16 protein-coding genes are annotated in these 17,058 nt (G+C 70.7%); 6 read left to right on the top strand and 10 right to left on the bottom strand.

Features of this window, described 5'->3' with window-relative positions; genetic code table 11:
* Positions 1-109: 109 nt before the first annotated feature.
* The 3 genes from ITJ55_RS09240 to ITJ55_RS09230 form a co-directional block, all read right to left on the bottom strand.
* Positions 110-736, bottom strand: a complete 627-nt coding sequence (locus ITJ55_RS09240; RefSeq protein ID WP_194595102.1) for a MarR family winged helix-turn-helix transcriptional regulator — start codon at positions 734-736, stop codon at positions 110-112.
* Positions 717-2,645: an MDR family MFS transporter gene (locus ITJ55_RS09235; RefSeq protein ID WP_194595101.1), complete on the bottom strand. Its 1,929-nt coding sequence runs from the start codon at positions 2,643-2,645 to the stop codon at positions 717-719. The genes ITJ55_RS09240 and ITJ55_RS09235 overlap by 20 nt, the downstream gene beginning before the upstream one ends.
* Before the next feature lie 288 nt (positions 2,646-2,933).
* Positions 2,934-4,067 carry an AI-2E family transporter gene (locus ITJ55_RS09230; protein WP_370544098.1) on the bottom strand — a complete coding sequence of 378 codons (1,134 nt, stop codon included), beginning with the start codon at positions 4,065-4,067 and terminating at the stop codon, positions 2,934-2,936.
* A 193-nt stretch (positions 4,068-4,260) separates the two neighbouring features.
* On the opposite strand from ITJ55_RS09230, the gene ITJ55_RS09225 reads away from it, so the two are divergent.
* Positions 4,261-4,812: a metallophosphoesterase gene (locus ITJ55_RS09225; RefSeq protein ID WP_194595099.1), complete on the top strand. Its 552-nt coding sequence runs from the start codon at positions 4,261-4,263 to the stop codon at positions 4,810-4,812.
* Here the strand turns inward: ITJ55_RS09225 and ITJ55_RS09220 are convergent.
* On the bottom strand, positions 4,809-5,780 hold the full coding sequence (locus ITJ55_RS09220; RefSeq protein WP_194595098.1) for a thioredoxin domain-containing protein: 972 nt from the start codon (positions 5,778-5,780) through the stop codon (positions 4,809-4,811). The two genes, ITJ55_RS09225 and ITJ55_RS09220, sit on opposite strands and share 4 nt — an antisense overlap.
* 273 nt (positions 5,781-6,053) lie before the next feature.
* On the opposite strand from ITJ55_RS09220, the gene ITJ55_RS09215 reads away from it, so the two are divergent.
* The gene (locus tag ITJ55_RS09215; protein WP_043597318.1) at positions 6,054-7,154 is read left to right on the top strand and encodes an ABC transporter ATP-binding protein; all 1,101 of its coding nucleotides are present in this window, start codon (positions 6,054-6,056) and stop codon (positions 7,152-7,154) included.
* A gap of 142 nt (positions 7,155-7,296) precedes the next feature.
* On the top strand, positions 7,297-8,613 hold the full coding sequence (locus ITJ55_RS09210) for a DUF4032 domain-containing protein (RefSeq protein WP_194595097.1): 1,317 nt from the start codon (positions 7,297-7,299) through the stop codon (positions 8,611-8,613).
* Between the two features lie 72 nt (positions 8,614-8,685).
* On the opposite strand, the gene rlmB is transcribed toward ITJ55_RS09210, so the two are convergent.
* Genes rlmB through ITJ55_RS09190 form a run of 4 tightly spaced genes read right to left on the bottom strand, consistent with a single transcriptional unit; the run spans position 8,686 to position 12,908 of the window.
* On the bottom strand, positions 8,686-9,732 hold the full coding sequence (rlmB, locus tag ITJ55_RS09205) for a 23S rRNA (guanosine(2251)-2'-O)-methyltransferase RlmB (protein WP_056259444.1): 1,047 nt from the start codon (positions 9,730-9,732) through the stop codon (positions 8,686-8,688).
* Positions 9,729-11,147 carry a cysteine--tRNA ligase gene (gene cysS / locus ITJ55_RS09200; RefSeq protein ID WP_194595096.1) on the bottom strand — a complete coding sequence of 473 codons (1,419 nt, stop codon included), beginning with the start codon at positions 11,145-11,147 and terminating at the stop codon, positions 9,729-9,731. Before cysS ends, rlmB begins: the two co-directional genes overlap by 4 nt.
* Positions 11,144-12,436, bottom strand: coding sequence for a 2-C-methyl-D-erythritol 4-phosphate cytidylyltransferase (gene ispD, locus ITJ55_RS09195; RefSeq protein ID WP_194595095.1), 1,293 nt, complete (start codon positions 12,434-12,436; stop codon positions 11,144-11,146). The genes cysS and ispD overlap by 4 nt, the downstream gene beginning before the upstream one ends.
* Complete coding sequence (locus tag ITJ55_RS09190) at positions 12,426-12,908, bottom strand: CarD family transcriptional regulator (RefSeq protein WP_043597211.1); 483 nt, start codon at positions 12,906-12,908, stop codon at positions 12,426-12,428. Before ITJ55_RS09190 ends, ispD begins: the two co-directional genes overlap by 11 nt.
* Positions 12,909-13,044: 136 nt before the next feature.
* On the opposite strand from ITJ55_RS09190, the gene ITJ55_RS09185 reads away from it, so the two are divergent.
* The gene (locus ITJ55_RS09185; protein ID WP_194595094.1) at positions 13,045-13,641 is read left to right on the top strand and encodes a hypothetical protein; all 597 of its coding nucleotides are present in this window, start codon (positions 13,045-13,047) and stop codon (positions 13,639-13,641) included.
* Between the two features lie 116 nt (positions 13,642-13,757).
* Here ITJ55_RS09185 and ITJ55_RS09180 read toward each other — a convergent pair whose 3' ends face one another.
* Positions 13,758-14,438 (bottom strand): response regulator transcription factor, encoded by a 681-nt coding sequence (locus tag ITJ55_RS09180; protein ID WP_194595093.1) that lies wholly within the window; start codon positions 14,436-14,438, stop codon positions 13,758-13,760.
* Positions 14,439-14,451: 13 nt separating this feature from the next.
* Positions 14,452-15,645: a cell wall metabolism sensor histidine kinase WalK gene (locus ITJ55_RS09175; protein WP_056259453.1), complete on the bottom strand. Its 1,194-nt coding sequence runs from the start codon at positions 15,643-15,645 to the stop codon at positions 14,452-14,454.
* Positions 15,646-15,885: 240 nt separating this feature from the next.
* Here ITJ55_RS09175 and phoU point away from each other — a divergent pair, with 240 nt between their 5' ends.
* Both phoU and ITJ55_RS09165 read left to right on the top strand, forming a co-directional pair.
* Positions 15,886-16,539, top strand: a complete 654-nt coding sequence (phoU, locus tag ITJ55_RS09170) for a phosphate signaling complex protein PhoU (RefSeq protein WP_043597221.1) — start codon at positions 15,886-15,888, stop codon at positions 16,537-16,539.
* A gap of 95 nt (positions 16,540-16,634) precedes the next feature.
* On the top strand, positions 16,635-17,058 hold a 424-nt coding region (locus ITJ55_RS09165), incomplete at its 3' end, for an AAA family ATPase (RefSeq protein ID WP_194595092.1).

Here is a 17,058-nt window from a genome sequence, read left to right as displayed (position 1 = left end):
CGCCGCGAGACCCCGGCTTCCGGCGCTCGACGCTTTGCCCAGGCAGGTGTTCAGCGCCGATCCAGGGGGTGCGGCGCGCACGGGGGCCGGACGCGGCCGACCGGCCGACCTACCCGGCCGGGGTGTTGAAGCGGCGGAGCCAGCCGGCGAACTCGTCGAGCTCGGCGTCGGTCCAGCCCTCGACGTGGGTGCGGAACACGGCGCGGTTCTCGTGCCGCACCTCGAGCATGCGGTCGTCCGCGCGCGAGGTGCTGCGCAGCAGCATCACCCGCCCGTCGGCCGTGTCGGGCACCACGTCGACGAACCCGGCCTCGCGCAGCAGGGTGACCTGACGGCTGACCGCGCTCTTGTCCATGGCCATCGCCTTGACGATGTCGACGGCGCTGCACGGCTGGTGTTTCATCACGTAGCGCAGCACGTAGAACGCGGTGGGCGGCACGTCGGGGTCGAACCGCGACGCCGCCGCGGCGATCGTCCGCTTGGCCTCGACCATCATCGAGCCGATCTCGTCGACCACGCCGGCCATGAGGCCCTCGCGGCCGTCGTCACCGGGGCTCGGGAGGCGCGGTGTCGACTGCTCCGCCGCCTCGGCCCCGAGGATGCGCGGCGCCGACTGCTCCGCCGCGTCGGCCCCGAGGAGGCGCGGTGCCGCCTGGTCACGAGCGTCCGCCCCCGCAGGGCGCGGCGCGTCGAGCACCGCGCCCTCGGGCTGGCCGTCAACGATCGGCTGCGACATCTTTCTCCTCGACCAGGGACGAGAACACCGGGCTCTCGGCCAGTTCGGCGGCGGGCACCGGGTGACCCGCCACCTCGGCGGCACCCGTCGCGATGATCGTGTCGATGGTACCGGTGGAGGTGGCCGTGTGGCTGTGGTGGCGACGCTCGACCGCGTCACCGCCCTCGTCGATCGGCGAGACCGGAGCCGGCGAGCCCGCGAGGCCCGAGGTCGGGGCGGGCGTGGACGCCGTCGCCGGCGCACTCGACACCGCGGGTGCCAGGCCGGCCGTGGCCGCGACGCCCTTGGCGGCCGGGGACGCGTCGTTCCCGTCGACCGGAGCCGCGCCTCCTTCACTGTCGACCGAAGCCGACGCCGAAGCCGAAGCCGAGGAGCCGGCCGTCGGGCCTCCGGTCGACGCCGCGGCGCGCTGGATTCCGGTCTTGGTGCCCAGCTCGACGTTCGGCAGCAGGCAGACGAACACGATGGTGACGAGCGCCAGGGGCGCGGCGATCAGGAACACGTCGGCGACACCCTGACCGTAGGCCGACTCGATGATGGTGCGGATCGGGCCGGGCACGGTGCTCAGGTCGGGGATGCTCGTGGCGCCGCCGCCACCGAGGGCGCTGGGGTCGACGCCGGCGTCGGTGAGGCCGTCGGTGATGTAGCCCGACACCTTGGTGCCGAGCACGGCACCCATGACCGAGACGCCGATGGTGCCGCCGAGGCTGCGGAAGAACGCGACGCTCGACGAGGCCGCCCCGACGACGCTGACGTCGACCGAGTTCTGCACGACCAGCACGAGGTTCTGCATCACCATGCCGATGCCGAGACCCATCATCGCCATGAAGACCGAGACGACGAAGAAGTTCGTGTCGTACTCGATGGTCGACATGAGGAAGAGTCCGGCGGCGAGCAGGATCGAGCCGACGATCATGTAGGGCTTCCACTTGCCGTACTTCGAGATGAGCGCACCGGCGACCATCGACGAGATCAGCAGGCCGAGCACCATCGGCAGGGTCAGGATGCCGGCCATGGTCGGCGACTGGCCGCGGGCGAGCTGCATGTACTGGCCGAGGAAGACGCTGGTGCCGAACATGGCGACGCCGACGCTGAGCGAGGCGACCACCGCGAAGGTGAAGGTGCGGTTCGTGAAGAGCGTCAGCGGGATGATCGGCTCCTTCGAGCGGAACTCCACGACCACGGCGAGCACGAGCAGGGCGGCGGCGCCGAGGCCCATGACCCAGCTGGTGACGGAGTTCCACTCGAACTGCTTGCCGCCGAGCGACACCCAGATGAGCAGCAGCGAGACGCCACCGGCGATCAGGCCGGCGCCCCAGTAGTCGATGACGACCTTCTTCTTGGGCTTGGCGGGCAGGTGCAGCGTCTTCTGGATGACGACGAGGGCCGCGATGCCCACGGGCACGCCGACGAAGAAGTTCCAGCGCCAGCCGATGCTGTCGGTCAGCACGCCGCCGAGCAGCGGGCCACCGATGGTGCCGACGCTCATCACGGCACCGAGGTAGCCCATGTACCGGCCACGCTCGCGCGGGCTGATGATGTCGCTCATGACGACCTGCACCAGGGCGGTGAGGCCGCCGGCGCCGAGGCCCTGGAAGACGCGGAAGGTGATCAACGTCGCGGTGTTCTGCGAGAAGCCGGCCGCGACCGACGCGAGCACGAAGAGCACGAGCGCGACCTGCAGCAGCACCTTGCGGTTCGTGAGGTCGCTGAACTTGCCCCACAGCGGGGTGCTGACCGTGGTGGCCAGCAGGGTGGCCGTGATGACCCAGGTGTACGAGGTCTGGCTGCCGTCGAGGTCGCTGACGATGCGCGGAAGCGAGGTCGACACGACGGTCGACGAGAGGATAGCCACGAGCATGCCCATCAGCAGGCCCGACAGGGCCGTGAGGACTTCGCGGTGGCTCATGCCGGGCGCTTCGCCCGGTTCGTGCGGAGCCGCGGGCTTGGTGCCCGCGGCGGTCGTGGTCTGCGACAAGGTGCGCTCCGGTGGTTCGAGGTGGTGAGGGACCGATCGCCGTTGGCCGTGTCCGTTGGTTGCAGAATGTCAACCATACGCTTTCGTTGACGATCCGCAACCATTTCGCTGCAGTTGCTGCAGACTTTTTCCCTCACCACGTGCGACCTCCCGGTCGCGGGAACGCAGGAGGCGCGGTGCGAGCCCTGCTCACACCGCGCCTCCTCGGGGCCTCCGGGGTCAGCGGACCTCTTCGGGCCTCTTCTGTCGGAACATCTCGGCGGGCTCGTGCTCGCCGTTCCAGACCTGGGTGATGCCCCAGACGACGGCCATGAGCGGCACGGCGATGACGGCGCCCACGACGCCGCCGAGGATCGTGCCGGCGGTCAGCGCGACCAGGATGACCAGGCCGTGCAGCTGCAGCGTGCGGCCCATGAGCACCGGCTGCAGCAGGTTGCCCTCGAGCTGGTTCACGACGACCACGACGGCCACGACGGCCAGGGCCGTGCCCGGCCCGTTGGCGACGAGTGCCACGAGGGCGGCGAGGATGCCTGCGGCGGTGGCACCGACCAGCGGGATGAACGCGGTCAGGAACACGACGACGGCCAGCGGCAGCGCCAGGGGCACGCCGAGGGCGAAGAGGCCGATGCCGATGCCGATGGCGTCGACCGCGGCGACCGTCGCCGTCCCGCGCACGTAACCACCGAGGGTGGCGACCGTCTTGTCGCCGATGCGACGGGCACGGGCGTAGTGCTCACCCCGGAACGGGCGCAGCAGGAACTCCCAGATCGCGGGGCCGTCCTTGAGGAAGAAGAAAAGGACGACGATCATCAGCACGAGACCGGTCGCGAAGCTGCCGACCGCCGAGGCGCCGGCCAGGGCGCCCGAGCCGAACTGCGAGCTCGTGACGAAGTCGACGGCCGCGTTGCGGGCGTCCTCGATCTGCTGGTCGCTGATCGAGAAGGGCAGGGTCGTGATCCAGTCCTGCAGCTTGTTGAAGCCCGAGGTGGCCGAGTCGACCAGCGAGCTCGCCTGGTTCTCGACCGCCCAGACGATCAGCCAGGCGACGAGGCCGAGGATGATCAGCACGGCGAACAGGGCGATCAGCGTCGCCAGCACCGAGGGCACCTTGTGTCGCCGCAGGAACGCCACGACCGGCAGCATGGCCGAGGCGAAGATGAGCGCGAGCAGCACCGGCAGGGTGACGAGGCTGAGGCTCAAGAACACGTAGATGACGCCGATCGCGACGATCAGCACGGCGATGATCTGCACGGAGCGGGTCGCGAGGGTGCCGAAGGCGTCGGCCCAGAGGGAGTGCCGGACGGCGGCGTCCTCTCGGGCGGTCTCGGATTCTTGGCTGCGGAAGAGTCCCACGGTGTCGTCCTCGTTTCTGGTGGTGCGGGGGTCGAGATGGTGCCGGGCGAGGCGCGGTCGAGTGCGGCCGGGTGCTGGTGGGCTGGCAGAAAGGTCGGGGGTGATCGCGCCGACTAGGACAGCAAACCCCGTCATGACAATATCGGGCCGGATCGACGCCCCGACGGTTCGACTCGCGCCTAGCGTGGGGGGCATGCCGACCTCCGTCCTCGTCGTGTCCGACACCCACGTCCCGCAGAAGGCGAAGGCCGTGCCGGGGGTCGTGTGGGCCGCGGTCGAGCGCGCCGACGTCGTCGTGCACGCCGGCGACTGGACCGGCGAACCGACGCTCGACGAGTTCGAGGCCCGCGCGCGCCTCCTGATCGGGGTGTGGGGCAACAACGACGGCGACGGGTTGCGCGCCCGCCTGCCCGAGGTGGCGCGCCACACGGTCGACGGCGTGCGCCTGGCCGTGGTCCACGAGACCGGAGCCAAGGAGGCGCGCGAGGCCCGCATGGACCGCGCCTTCCCCGAGACGGACCTGCTGCTCTTCGGGCACAGCCACATCCCGTGGGACACCACGACCCCGGCGGGCCTGCGCCTGCTCAATCCGGGATCGCCCACGGACCGGCGACGACAACCGCACGCCACCTACCTGACGCTGACGCTCGAGGCCGGTGAGGTGCGCGACGTGGTGCTGCACGAGCTGCCGGTCGCGACGCGCGACCGCACCGGGGTGCTGCCGCACCCCCGCATGACGACCTAGCCCGCGGGCGTCTCTGCGGGTGCCTCGGCCGGCGCCTCGGCCGGCGCGGACTCGGTGGGGGTCGGCGACGGGCTGGCCGTGCCCGACTCGGTGTAGCTGTTGCCGGCCGCCGTGACGACGAAACTGCGGAACTCCTGCACGGTGAAGGGACGGCTGCCGTCGTACTTCTGACCGTTGACGAGCACCGTCGGGGTGCCGGTCAGGGCGTCCAGGTCGCTGTTGGGGATGGGCCCGTCGATGGCGCGCTGGGTTGCCGCCGTCACCCACGACCCGAACTCGTCGTCGTCGATGCACGACGTGATGTCGCTCGCGTTCGTCACCCCGTCGACGCCCGTCGCGATGTCGGCGAGCTGCGAGTCGTCGAGGCCCCTGGTGCCCTCTTCTGGTTGCTGCTCGAACATCGCCGTGTTGAAGTCGAAGAACGAGTTCGGCGAGTAGTTCGCCACACAGGCCGCGGCGTTGGCGGCCCGGTTGCTGTACTTCGTGCCGAGGGACTGGTTCGTCAGGATGGCGACCGGGTGGTACTCGACCGTCGCGGCGCCCGACTCGACGAGCCCGCTGATGTAGTCGTTGTTGGCCTGCTCGAACTCGCCGCAGATCGGGCAGAGGTAGTCGAGGTAGACCACGATGTCGACGGTGTCGCTCGACGCCGTGGTCGCCGAGGCGGTGGGCTCGTCGTCCGGCCCGAGGGCACCGGTCTGCACGGCCTCGAAGCCCTGCCCGATCTTGATGCCGTCGCTCGCCATGTTCGCGGGGCCGGGGCCGGCCGGACGGATGCTGTTCGTGATCACCAGGACGACGCCGACGACGATGGCGATCACCACGAGGGCGAGACCGCCCTGCAGCGCCCACTTGCCCGCTCGCTGGCGACGCTTCTGCTTCTGTCGCGCGAGCTGTGCCTTCTGGCGGGCCGCCGCGCGCCGCTGGTTCTTGGTCAACGACGGGTCGTCGGGGTTCAGGTCAGTCATGGGGCTCCGGTGCGCGACGGCCTCGCATGGTCGCGTCGAGCGGGTGGTGGGGACGGTCGCCACGAGTCGTGGCCACGAAACATGGTACGAGGAGAGCCTGGCAGAAGACCGGAGGCGCGGGCGATGACGGGGTGGAGAAGGGGTGCGTGCGTGGCGGGCCGAGACGTTTTCGTGGCATGCTGGCCGGTGGTGGTCACCGCAGATCTCTGAGGGTGATCACCGTCCATTCACAACGGATCGTCCGGCACGTACCTGCCGGTGAAGGAGAAGATCATGGCTTCGGTCACGTTCAGCAAGGCAACCCGCCTCTACCCCGGCTCCACGCGCGCCGCGGTCGACGGCATCGACCTCGAGGTCGCCGACGGCGAGTTCCTCGTGCTCGTCGGCCCCTCCGGCTGCGGCAAGTCGACCACCCTGCGCATGCTCGCCGGCCTCGAAGAGGTCAACTCGGGCGACATCTACATCGGTGACCGCAACGTCACCGACGTGCCCCCGAAGGACCGCGACATCGCGATGGTGTTCCAGAACTACGCGCTGTACCCGCACATGACCGTCGCCGAGAACATGGGCTTCGCCCTGAAGATCGCCGGCGTCGGCAAAGAAGAGCGCGCCACCCGCGTCCTCGAGGCGGCCAAGTTGCTCGACCTCGAGCCCTACCTCTCGCGCAAGCCGAAGGCCCTCTCGGGTGGCCAGCGTCAGCGCGTCGCCATGGGTCGCGCCATCGTGCGTCAGCCCCAGGTGTTCCTCATGGACGAGCCCCTGTCGAACCTCGACGCCAAGCTGCGCGTCCAGACCCGCACCCAGATCGCGTCGCTCCAGCGTCGCCTGGGCGTCACCACGGTCTACGTCACGCACGACCAGACCGAGGCCCTGACGATGGGCGACCGCATCGCGGTGCTCAAGGACGGCGTCCTGCAGCAGGTCGGCACCCCCCGCGACCTGTACGAGAAGCCGCAGAACGTCTTCGTCGCCGGCTTCATCGGCTCGCCCGCCATGAACCTGCTGCCCGCCGACGTCGTCGACGGCGGCATCCAGTTCGGCACCGCCGTCACCGCGGTCGACCGCGACACGGTCGGCCAGGCCAACGGCAAGAGCGTCACCGTGGGCGTCCGCCCCGAAGACGTGGTGGTCAACACCACCGGCGAGGGCCTCGCGGTCACCGTCGACGTCGTCGAAGAGCTCGGCGCCGACGGCTACCTCTACGGCCACACCGAGGTCGACGGCAACCGCGTCGACGTCGTCGTCCGCGTCGACGGCCGCAACCACCCCAAGCTGGGCGAGACGATCTACGTCACCCCGCAGGCGCACCACGTGCACGTCTTCGACACCGAGAGCGGCGAGCGCCTCGGCGACAAGGCCGTCGTCAGCGCGTAGCAGCACGTCGGGTCGGCCCGTCGAGTCCGCCCGGAGCATCCCTCCGGACGACACGGCGGGCCGTCCCGCGTCCAGGCACCGCGCCTCCTGACCTCCCCCTCCGCCTCGCCCCCGGGCGGCGCTCCACGCACGAGAGGCCCCCATGCCCGACTCCCTGAACATCACCTCGGCCACCGCCGACCCGGCGTTGCTCGACCTGCCCTGGGACCTGCCGCTCGACGAGTGGCCCGACGAGGCCATCGCGACCCTGCCCAAGGGCATCTCGCGGCACCTCGTGCGCTTCGCACACCTCAGCGGCTTCGTCATCGCCATCAAGGAGACCTCGGGCGAGATGGCCCGGGGCGAGTACGAGATGCTGCGCACGCTGCAGCGCATGGACATCCCCTGCGTCGACCCGCTGGCCGTCATCACGAACCGCCACGACGCCGACGGCTCGCCGCTCAACCCCGTGCTCGTCACGCGCCACCTCAAGTTCTCGCTGCCCTACCGGGCGCTCTACTCGCAGACCCTGCGCCCCGACACGGCCCGCCGCCTCGTCGACGCGTTGGCCCTGCTGCTCGTTCGGCTGCACATCATCGGGTTCTACTGGGGTGACGTGTCGCTGTCGAACACGCTGTTCCGTCGCGACGCGGGCGCCTTCGCCGCCTACCTGGTCGACGCCGAGACCGGCAAGCTCTACCCCGGCGGCCTCTCGAACGGCCAGCGCGAGAACGACCTCGAGGTCGCCCGCGTCAACATCGCCGGCGAGCTGCTCGACCTCGAGGCGGGCGGGCGCCTCGACGACAACCTCGACCCCGTCGACGTCAGCAACGGCATCGTCGCGGCGTACCGCAGCCTGTGGACCGAGCTGACCGGCGCCGAGACCTTCGACAGCTCGGAGCGGTGGCGCATCAACGACCGCGTCGAGCGCCTCAACGACCTCGGCTTCGACATCGAAGAGCTCGCGATCAAGACGGCCGAGGGCGGCAGCCAGGTCAAGATCCAGCCCAAGGTGGTCGACGCGGGTCACCACTCGCGACGCCTGCTGCGCCTCACCGGGCTCGACGTCGAGGAGAACCAGGCGCGCCGCCTGCTCAACGACCTCGACGCCTACCGCATGCGCACCGACCAGTCGGACTCCGACGAAGAGATGATCGCCCACGAGTGGGCCTCGCGGGTCTTCGAGCCCGTGGTCCGGTCGATCCCCCGCGACCTGCGCGGTCGTCTCGAACCGGCCGAGGTGTTCCACCAGCTGCTCGAGCACCGCTGGTACCAGTCGCAGGCCGAGAACCGCGACGTGCCGATCGCCGAGGCGCTCACCTCGTACATCAACGACGTGTTGCGTCACCGCCGCGACGAGCAGATGGTCATCGAGCCCGCGACCGAGTCGATCTCGCTGCCCGAGGCCGCCCTGCTCGAGGCGGACGAGGCCGGCGTCGACGAGGCCGGAGCCGAAGAGGACTGGCGCACGAAGGTCTGACGACGCAGGAGGCGCGGGTCGGCACCCGGCCGGCCCGCGCCTCCTCGAGGCCCCGCCTCGCGGGGGTGTGCGCTACTTCTTCTTGCGCTCGGCGCGCAGCTTCGAGATCTCGTAGAGCGTGACGGACGCGGCGATGCCGGCGTTCAACGACTCGACGGCGCCGCTGATCGGCACCGACACGATCGCGTCGCAGGTCTCGGCGACGATGCGCGACAGGCCCTTGCCCTCGCTGCCGACGACGACGACGATCGGGCGGTCGGCGAGTTCGAGGCCGGGAAGCATGACGTCGCCGTCGCCGTCGAGGCCCACGACGAACACGCCCTGCTCTTTGTACGACTTGAGGGTCTGCGTCAGGTTCGACGCCATGGCGACCGGGATGCGCGCGGCCGCACCGGCCGAGGTCTTCCAGGCCGAGGCGGTGAGGCCGACCGACCGGCGCTGCGGGACGATGACGCCCTGCCCGCCGAACGCGGCCACCGAGCGGATGATCGCCCCGAGGTTGCGCGGGTCGGTGATGCCGTCGAGCGCCACGAAGAGCGGCTTCTGCTGACGCTTGACCGCCGCCTCGAGCATGTCGACGGGGTGGGCGTACTCGTACGGCGGCACCTTGAGCGCGACGCCCTGGTGCACGGAGTCGTGCCCGGTGATGCGGTCGAGCTCGGGGCGCATGACCTCGAGGATCGGCAGGCCGCGACGGGTCGCGAGCTGCAGGATCTCTTTGGTGCGCTCGTCCATCTCGATGCGGGCGGCGATGTAGAGCGTCGTCGCCGGGATGCGCGTCCGCAGGGCCTCGACGACCGAGTTGCGACCGGTGACCATCTCGTGGTCGTCGGCCGACTTCGGACGACGACGGGGTGCGTCGGGCCCACCGCGACCGGCGATCGGCGACCCGGCACGAGGGCCGGCCCCGCCTCGACCGCGAGCCGCCTCGAGGCGTTCGCGCGCCGCCTTCGCCTTGCCCGCGGGGTGGTACGGGCGGTCCTCGGCGGCCGGGGTGGGCTTCTTGCCCTCGAGGGCCTGGCGCCCCTGCCCGCCGCTGCCGACCTGCTTGCCCTTGCTGCCCTGACGCACGGCACTGCTGCCGGGACGGCCCTTGCGTGCTCCGCTGGTGTTCTTCACTGTTCGAGGCTCCAATGCGACCCGCTGGGGGTGTCTTCGATGGTGATGCCGGCGCCCGTCAGGACGCCTCTGATCTCGTCGGCCCGCGAGAAGTCGCGATCGGCCCGGGCTTGCTGGCGTTCGGCCAAGAGTACGTCGACCAGCGTGCCGAGCGCGCGGTGCGCGTCGACCTCGTCGCTCGCCCGCCACTCGGGCGCCGTCGGGTCGATGCCGAGCACGGCCACCATGGCGGCCACGTGCTGGCAGGCCCGCGCCGCGGTGTCGAGGTCGCCGTCGTCGAGGGCCACGTTGCCGGCACGCACGGTGTCGTGCAGCACGGCGACGGCCTGGGGCACGTTGAGGTCGTCGTCCATCGCCTCGCCGAACTCGTCGGGCACGACGCGGGCGCCGACGCCGGCGAAGCGGGTGTCGGCCAGGCGCCGCTGGGCCCGTTCGAGGAAGGTCTCGACCCGGTCGAGCGCGGCCTCGGCCTCGAGCAGCGCGCCCTCGTGGTAGTCGATGGTCGACCGGTAGTGCGCGGCGCTGAAGAAGTAGCGCACGACCACGGGCCGGGCCTGCGCCAAGAAGTCGGCGGCGAAGATCGAGTTGCCGAGCGACTTCGACATCTTCTGGCCCTCGACGGCGACGAGGCCGTTGTGCAGCCAGTACGACGTGAAGTCCATGCCCGCCGCGGTCGACTGGGCGAGCTCGTTCTCGTGGTGCGGGAACCTCAGGTCGAGGCCGCCACCGTGGATGTCGAAGGCTCGTCCGAGGTACCGGGCCGACATCGCCGAGCACTCGATGTGCCACCCGGGGCGCCCCTCGCCCCAGGGCGACGCCCACGACGCGGACTCGGGCTCGCCGGCCTTGTGGCCCTTCCAGAGCGCGAAGTCGCGCGGGTCGCGCTTGCCGCGGGGGTCGGCGTCGGTGGCCGGGGCCATGTCGTCGACCGACTGGTTCGTCAGCGCGCCGTAGGTGGGCCAGCTCGTCGTGTCGAAGTAGACGTCGCCCGAGGCGTCGGGGGCGACGTAGGCGTGCCCCTTCTCGAGCAGGGTCGTGACGATCTGCTGCATCTCGCTGACGCTGGCGGTCGCCCGGGGTTCGTAGGTCGGCGCCTGGATGCCGAGCGCCTGGTAGCCCGCGGTGAACTCGAGCTCGTACCGGTAGGCACGGGCCCACCACTCTTCGGTGGTGTCGGCCGCCAGGGCGAGGATCTTGTCGTCGATGTCGGTGACGTTGCGCACCAGCGTGACGTCGAGGCCGCGGTAGGTGAACCAGCGACGCCAGAGGTCGTAGACGAGCGCCGAGCGCAGGTGCCCGATGTGGGGCGACGACTGCACGGTCGGGCCGCAGACGTACAGCCCGACCTGGCCGGGGACGAGCGGGACGAAGTCGACGAGCGCCTGCTGACGGGAGTCGTAGAGCCTGATGGTCACGTGATCAGCCTATTTGACGCGGAGCCCGTGGCCTCGCTCGTGACGAGGGCGGTCGCGATGACGGCCACGCCCTCGCCCCGGCCGGTGAAGCCGAGCCCGTCGGTCGTGGTCGCCGAGACGCTGACCGGGGCACCGACCACGCGGGTCAGCGCGTCTTGCATCTCGACCCGTCGCGACGAGAGCCGGGGACGGTTGCCGACGACCTGGACGGCGACGTTCACCGGCGCCGCGCCTGCGGCCGCGAGCAGCTCGAGGGTCGCGGTCAGGAACACGTCGCCCGACGCCCCGGCGAAGCGGGGGTCGTCGGTGCCGAAGCTCGACCCGATGTCGCCGAGCCCGGCGGCCGACAGCAGCGCGTCGACGATCGCGTGGGCGACCGCGTCGCCGTCGCTGTGGCCCGCGAGGCCCGCCTCGCCGGCGAAGTGCAGCAGCCCGAGGTGCATCGGCTGGGTCGCGTCGTACGCGTGGACGTCGGTGCCGACCCCGGTCAGGAGGCGCGGGCCCGGTCGATCGGACGCCTCGCGCCCCGGCGCACCCGCCTCGCCCTCGGCGACGATCGTCTCGGCCCGACGCAAGTCCCACGGGGTGGTGATCTTGAAGGCCACCGGGTCGCCCGCCACGACGCGGACGCGGTGGCCCGCGGCGGCGAAGAGCGCGGCGTCGTCGGTGTGCTCGACCGAGGCCTCGGCGTAGGCGCGGTCGAGGGCCCCTCGGGGGAACCCCTGCGGCGTCTGCATGGCGACGAGCTCGCTGCGGTCGACGGTGTCGACCACGAAGGCGGCGTCGGCGTCGACGCGCTTGATCGTGTCGGTCACTGCGAGGCCCGGCACGACGCCGTCACCCGTCGACTCGACGATGCCTGCCACGAGGTCGAACTGCGCCGTGGGGGTGAACGGTCGGGCGCAGTCGTGCACCAGCACGGTCTCGACGTCGGGGCCGAGGGCCGTCAGGCCCGCCGCGACGGACTGCTGGCGCGTGTCGCCGCCCACGACGACCGACGCGTAGCCCCGGGCGGGGCCGGCGACGGCGTGCACGAGCGCGCGGGACTCGTCGACGAGCGCCTCGGGGACCACGACGACGACCTGCGTCGGGACGACCGAGGCGAAGACGGCGTCGAGGGACCGTTCGAGGATGCTGCGACCCGCGACCTCGACGAACGCCTTGGGGCGGCCGAGCGCGAGGCGCGTGCCACTGCCCGCCGCAACGACTACGACCGCCCGACCGACGCAGGACGGGGTGTGGACCCCACCGTCGTCGACCGAGCGGTCGTCGGGAGTGCTAGGACGCAAGGACCTCGTCGAGAACGCTCGACGCCTTCTCTTCGTCGGTCTTCTCGGCGAGCGCGAGCTCGCTGATCAGGATCTGACGGGCCTTGGCGAGCATGCGCTTCTCGCCGGCCGAGAGGCCGCGGTCTTGATCGCGACGCCAGAGGTCGCGGACGACCTCGGACACCTTGATGACGTCACCGCTGGCGAGCTTCTCGAGGTTCGCTTTGTAGCGGCGCGACCAGTTGGTCGGCTCTTCGGTGAAGGGGGCCCGGAGCACGTCGAAGACGCGGTCCAACCCCTCTTTGCCGATGACGTCTCGCACGCCGACCAGGTCGACGTTGTCTGCGGGTACTTCGATGGTCAGATCACCCTGGGTGACGCGAAGCTTGAGGTACAGCTTCTCTTCGCCCTTGATGATCCGCTTCTTGACTTCTGAGATTGTCGCTGCCCCGTGGTGCGGGTATACAACGGTCTCGCCGACCTCGAACTGCATGAATCAGGCTCCATTCTGCGACACCCAGGATAACATAAGGACTCGTTGGTAAGGCTGCCCTAACGAACCGACCCCCGTGGGCGCGGATAAGCTGGGCTCCGGACGTTTGTCGTGACGCTGATCCTGGAGGACACCTGTGCGAGCCCCATCCCTGAAGTCTCGCGGACTGACGACGCGCGTCGTCTCGGCCGCCGCCGTCGGCGCCGTGGTCGTCCTGACCGCCGCAGGGTGCAACTTCATCAGCCCGCAGGCCACGACCAAGCAGTACGACGCGAGCGACGGCTACAGCCTGAACGTCGGCGACATCCAGGTGCGCAACGCCATCCTCCTCACGGCCCGCGAGGGCGACGGCGCCACCGCCAGCCTGAGCATGGTCGTCCTCAACACGAGCGACGAGGCCGCGCGGGTCTCCTTCGAGTACCCGACCACTTCGGGCAAAGAGACGCAGACGATCGAGGTCGACGGCTCGTCCAAGGTCGAGCTGGGCACCGAGCCCGGCCAGGACCAGTTCATCATCGACTCGCTCGACTCCGACCCGGGTGCCCTGGTGCCGGTGTTCGTCCAGTACGGCACCGAGACCGGCAAGTCGTTCAACGTCCCCGTCCTGACGGGCGCCCTGTCCGAGTACGCCACGCTGCTGCCCTCGCCCACGCCGTCCTCCGACCCCACGGTCGAGTCGACCCCGCTGGTCGAGGCGACCGAGCAGGCACCGTCGTCGTCGCCGACGCCGTAGCGACCCCCCACCGACAGCCGAGAGGCCCGGCCCGCCGTGTGCGGTGCCGGGCCTCTCGCGCGTGAGGCGACCCGCGCCTCCCGGGGTCGCACCGGGGAGGCGCGGGCGCCGACCGGTCAGGCCTCGATGCGGTAGCCGAGGCCTCGCACGGTGACCAGGGCCTTCGGCTCGGATGGGAAGGCCTCGATCTTCGACCGGATGCGCTTGATGTGCACGTCGAGGGTCTTGGTGTCGCCGAAGTAGTCGGAGCCCCAGACCCGGTCGATGAGCTGCCCGCGGGTGAGCACCCGGCCGGCGTTGCGCATGAGCAGTTCGAGCAGCTCGAACTCCTTCAGGGGCATGGCGACGTCGGTGCCGCGGACCGACACGACGTGCCGCTCGACGTCCATGCGGATCTCGCCCGCCTCGAGCATCGAGTCGGAGAGGTCGTCGGGGTCGACCCGACGACGCAGCACGGCCCGGATGCGCGCGAGCAGCTCGCGGGTCGAGTACGGCTTGGTGACGTAGTCGTCGGCGCCGAGCTCGAGGCCGACCACGATGTCGACCTCGCTGTCCTTCGCCGTCAGCATGACGATCGGCACCTGCGACTTCGTGCGGATGATGCGGCAGACCTCGGTGCCCGGGATGCCCGGCAGCATGAGGTCGAGCAGCACGAGGTCGGCTCCGGTCTTGTCGAAGGCGGCGACGGCGCCCGGGCCGTCCTCGGCCACCGTCACCTGGTAGCCCTCGCGCTGCAGGATGAAGGCGAGCGGCTCGCTGAGGGACTCTTCGTCCTCGACGATCAAGATGTGGGTCATCGGGTCTCCATGGTCATCGTGTCTCTTGGTGCTCGGGCCGCGGGGCGGCCGTGGTCGGGATCGATCGGGTGACGGGTTCGACCTCGGCGGACGGCAGGCGCAGCGTGAAGGTCGACCCCTTGCCGACCTGCGACCAGACGCGGACGTCGCCACCGTGGTTCTGCACCACGTGCTTGACGATGGCGAGGCCGAGGCCGGTGCCGCCGGTGCGACGGGACCGGGCCGGGTCGACGCGGTAGAAGCGCTCGAAGACGCGGTCCAGTTCGTCGTCGGGGATGCCGTAGCCCTGGTCGGTGACGGCGATCTCGACGACGCCGCCCTGGTCCACCGTGGCACCGATGCCGACCCGCGACCCGTCGGGCGAGTAGTTGATGGCGTTCGCCACGAGGTTGTCGACGGCCGTGACGAGCATCGCCTGGTCGCCGACGACGTGCGCGTGCTTGCCACCCCGCACGACGAGGTCGATGCCCCGCGCCTCGGCGCCCACCCGGTTGCGGTCCACGGCCGTGTCGACCACGTCGCGCACGTCGATCGGCTCGGCGGTCTCGAGCGCGTCGGTCGCCTGCAGGCGCGAGAGCTCGATGATGTCTTGCGTGAGGCGGCCGAGCCGCCCGGCCTCACGGGTCAGGCGCGCGGCGAAGTGCCGCACCTGCTCGGGGTCGGCCGAGGCGGACTCGAGGGCCTCGGCGAGCAGGCCGACGGCGCCGATCGGCGTCTTGAGCTCGTGGCTGATGTTGGCGACGAAGTCGCGGCGCATGTCGTCGAGGCGGCGCCCCTCGGTGCGGTCCTCGGCGAGCAGCAGCACGAAGCGACCCCCGAGCGCGGCCGCCCGCACGTGGACGGCGATGGTGGCCTCGCTGCCGGGCAACCGCGGCAGCGTCAGTTCTTCGACGACAGGGTCGCCGTGCCGGCGGACGTCGTTGACGATGGTCTCTAGCTCGGGGTGCACGAGGTGTTGCTGCGCCGAGACGAGGCCGAGCTGCCGGGCCGCGGCCGAGGCCTTGAGCACGTTGCCCGACGGGTCGACCACGAGCCCGGCCGACTCGAGCGCGTCGAGCACCGCGTCGATGCCGTCGGGCAGGGCGACGTCGACGAGAGCCGCGGCTCGCACGGCGCGTCGGTGGGCCGAGACGACGACCAGCACGATGGCGGCGCCGACGACGACCCCGAAGGCCAGCGACAACGGCACCAGCCAGGCGGATTCCATGTCGTTCACAGTAGTGACCCCCCGGCCCGTCGATGAACGGGAGGTCGTCCCATCCGCTGTACTTTGGTCAGAGTTCAGGCGGCGATCACCGGTCGTTAACCTTCACCGGAGAGCATCGTCGGGACTGTGCGGGCGACTCACGCCCTCACGTCACGAGCCGAGGGCGCGCCCCGCACCCCGCTCGCAGCCACCGTGCTCCCAGGGCCACCGAGCCCCCACGACGAGAGGGTCGAACACGACATGCGCGAGGTATTCCAGCAGGAACTCCTGGAGGTGCAGGAGCGTCTCGTCGAGATCGCCGGCCTCGTCGCCGTCTCGATCGCGAACGCGACCACGGCCTTCAACGAGTCGAACGTCTCGTTGGCCGAGCAGGTCATCGCCGACGACGACAAGATCGACGAGCGCGCCATCGCCCTCGACGAGCTGGCCATCGACATCCTGGCCCGTCAGAACCCGGTCGCCCGCGACCTGCGCATCGTCGTCAGCGCGCTGCGCATCAGCGCCTCGCTCGAGCGCATGGGCGACATGGCCGAGCACATCGCCCAGCTGGCCCGCTACCGGTTCCCCGAGAAGGTCGTGCCGAAGTCGCTGCGCCCGACCTTCAAAGAGCTGGGCGAGCTCGACGTCGCCATCGCGAACAAGCTCACCGAGCTGCTCACCACCGAAGACGTGCGCCTGGCCGAAGAGATCCGCAACGACGACGACCGCATCGACGAGCTGCACCTGAGCGTCTTCGACAAGGTGCTCGGCGAGACCTGGAAGGGCGCGGCCGTCGACACCGTCGACTCCACCCTCGCGTCGCGCTACCACGAGCGCTTCGCCGACCACGCCGTGTCGATCGCCAAGAAGGTCCAGTACCTCGCCACCGGCGACTGGGTCGCCCCCGAGGTCTGATCACGCGCCGACCTGCAGGAGGCGCGGTGCCCGGTCGTCGGGCACCGCGCCTCCTGCGTTCGGTCGGGGCCCTCGCGGTCCGCGAGGATGGGGGCATGGCTTCAGTCGCGATCCTCGTCAACGGTCTGCCCGGATCGGGCAAGACCACCCTCTCGGCCACGCTCGCCGGCGTGCTCGGCTGCCCACTGCTCGCGAAGGACCCGGTCAAGGAGGCGCTGGTCGACCTGGCCGGGCCGATGATCGATCCGCACGCCCTCGGTGGCATCGCCATGGACGCCGTCTGGGCGATGGCGGGCGAGGTCGAGGCCGGCGTGGTCGTCGACTCGTTCTGGCACCGGGAGCGCGACCTCGAGCACGCCCGCGCGGGCGTCGAGCGCGCCGGGTCGCCCCGCACGGTCGAGGTGTGGTGCGACGTCGACCCCGAGGTGGCCCTGCAGCGCGTGGTCGACCGGCTCGCGGCCGGCGGTCGGCACCCGGCGCACGGCACGGTCGAGTCGGCCCGGGCCGCCTGGCCGACGT

It is taken from the genome of Frigoribacterium sp. VKM Ac-1396 (assembly GCF_015350895.1).
GTDB lineage: Bacteria > Actinomycetota > Actinomycetes > Actinomycetales > Microbacteriaceae > Frigoribacterium.
Note: the sequence above shows the minus strand (reverse complement) of the source record. Positions and strands in the feature narration are given on the sequence as shown.

What these genes read in the sequence shown, in the direction of transcription:
- ITJ55_RS09240 (WP_194595102.1), bottom strand. Translation starts at nt 736, where the DNA reads ATGTCGCAGCCGATCGTTGACGGCCAGCCCGAGGGCGCGGTGCTCGAC.
- ITJ55_RS09235 (WP_194595101.1), bottom strand. Translation starts at nt 2,645, where the DNA reads ATGAGCCACCGCGAAGTCCTCACGGCCCTGTCGGGCCTGCTGATGGGC.
- ITJ55_RS09225 (WP_194595099.1), top strand. Translation starts at nt 4,261, where the DNA reads ATGCCGACCTCCGTCCTCGTCGTGTCCGACACCCACGTCCCGCAGAAG.
- ITJ55_RS09220 (WP_194595098.1), bottom strand. Translation starts at nt 5,780, where the DNA reads ATGACTGACCTGAACCCCGACGACCCGTCGTTGACCAAGAACCAGCGG.
- ITJ55_RS09215 (WP_043597318.1), top strand. Translation starts at nt 6,054, where the DNA reads ATGGCTTCGGTCACGTTCAGCAAGGCAACCCGCCTCTACCCCGGCTCC.
- ITJ55_RS09210 (WP_194595097.1), top strand. Translation starts at nt 7,297, where the DNA reads ATGCCCGACTCCCTGAACATCACCTCGGCCACCGCCGACCCGGCGTTG.
- ITJ55_RS09190 (WP_043597211.1), bottom strand. Translation starts at nt 12,908, where the DNA reads ATGCAGTTCGAGGTCGGCGAGACCGTTGTATACCCGCACCACGGGGCA.
- ITJ55_RS09180 (WP_194595093.1), bottom strand. Translation starts at nt 14,438, where the DNA reads ATGACCCACATCTTGATCGTCGAGGACGAAGAGTCCCTCAGCGAGCCG.
- ITJ55_RS09175 (WP_056259453.1), bottom strand. Translation starts at nt 15,645, where the DNA reads ATGGAATCCGCCTGGCTGGTGCCGTTGTCGCTGGCCTTCGGGGTCGTC.
- phoU (WP_043597221.1), top strand. Translation starts at nt 15,886, where the DNA reads ATGCGCGAGGTATTCCAGCAGGAACTCCTGGAGGTGCAGGAGCGTCTC.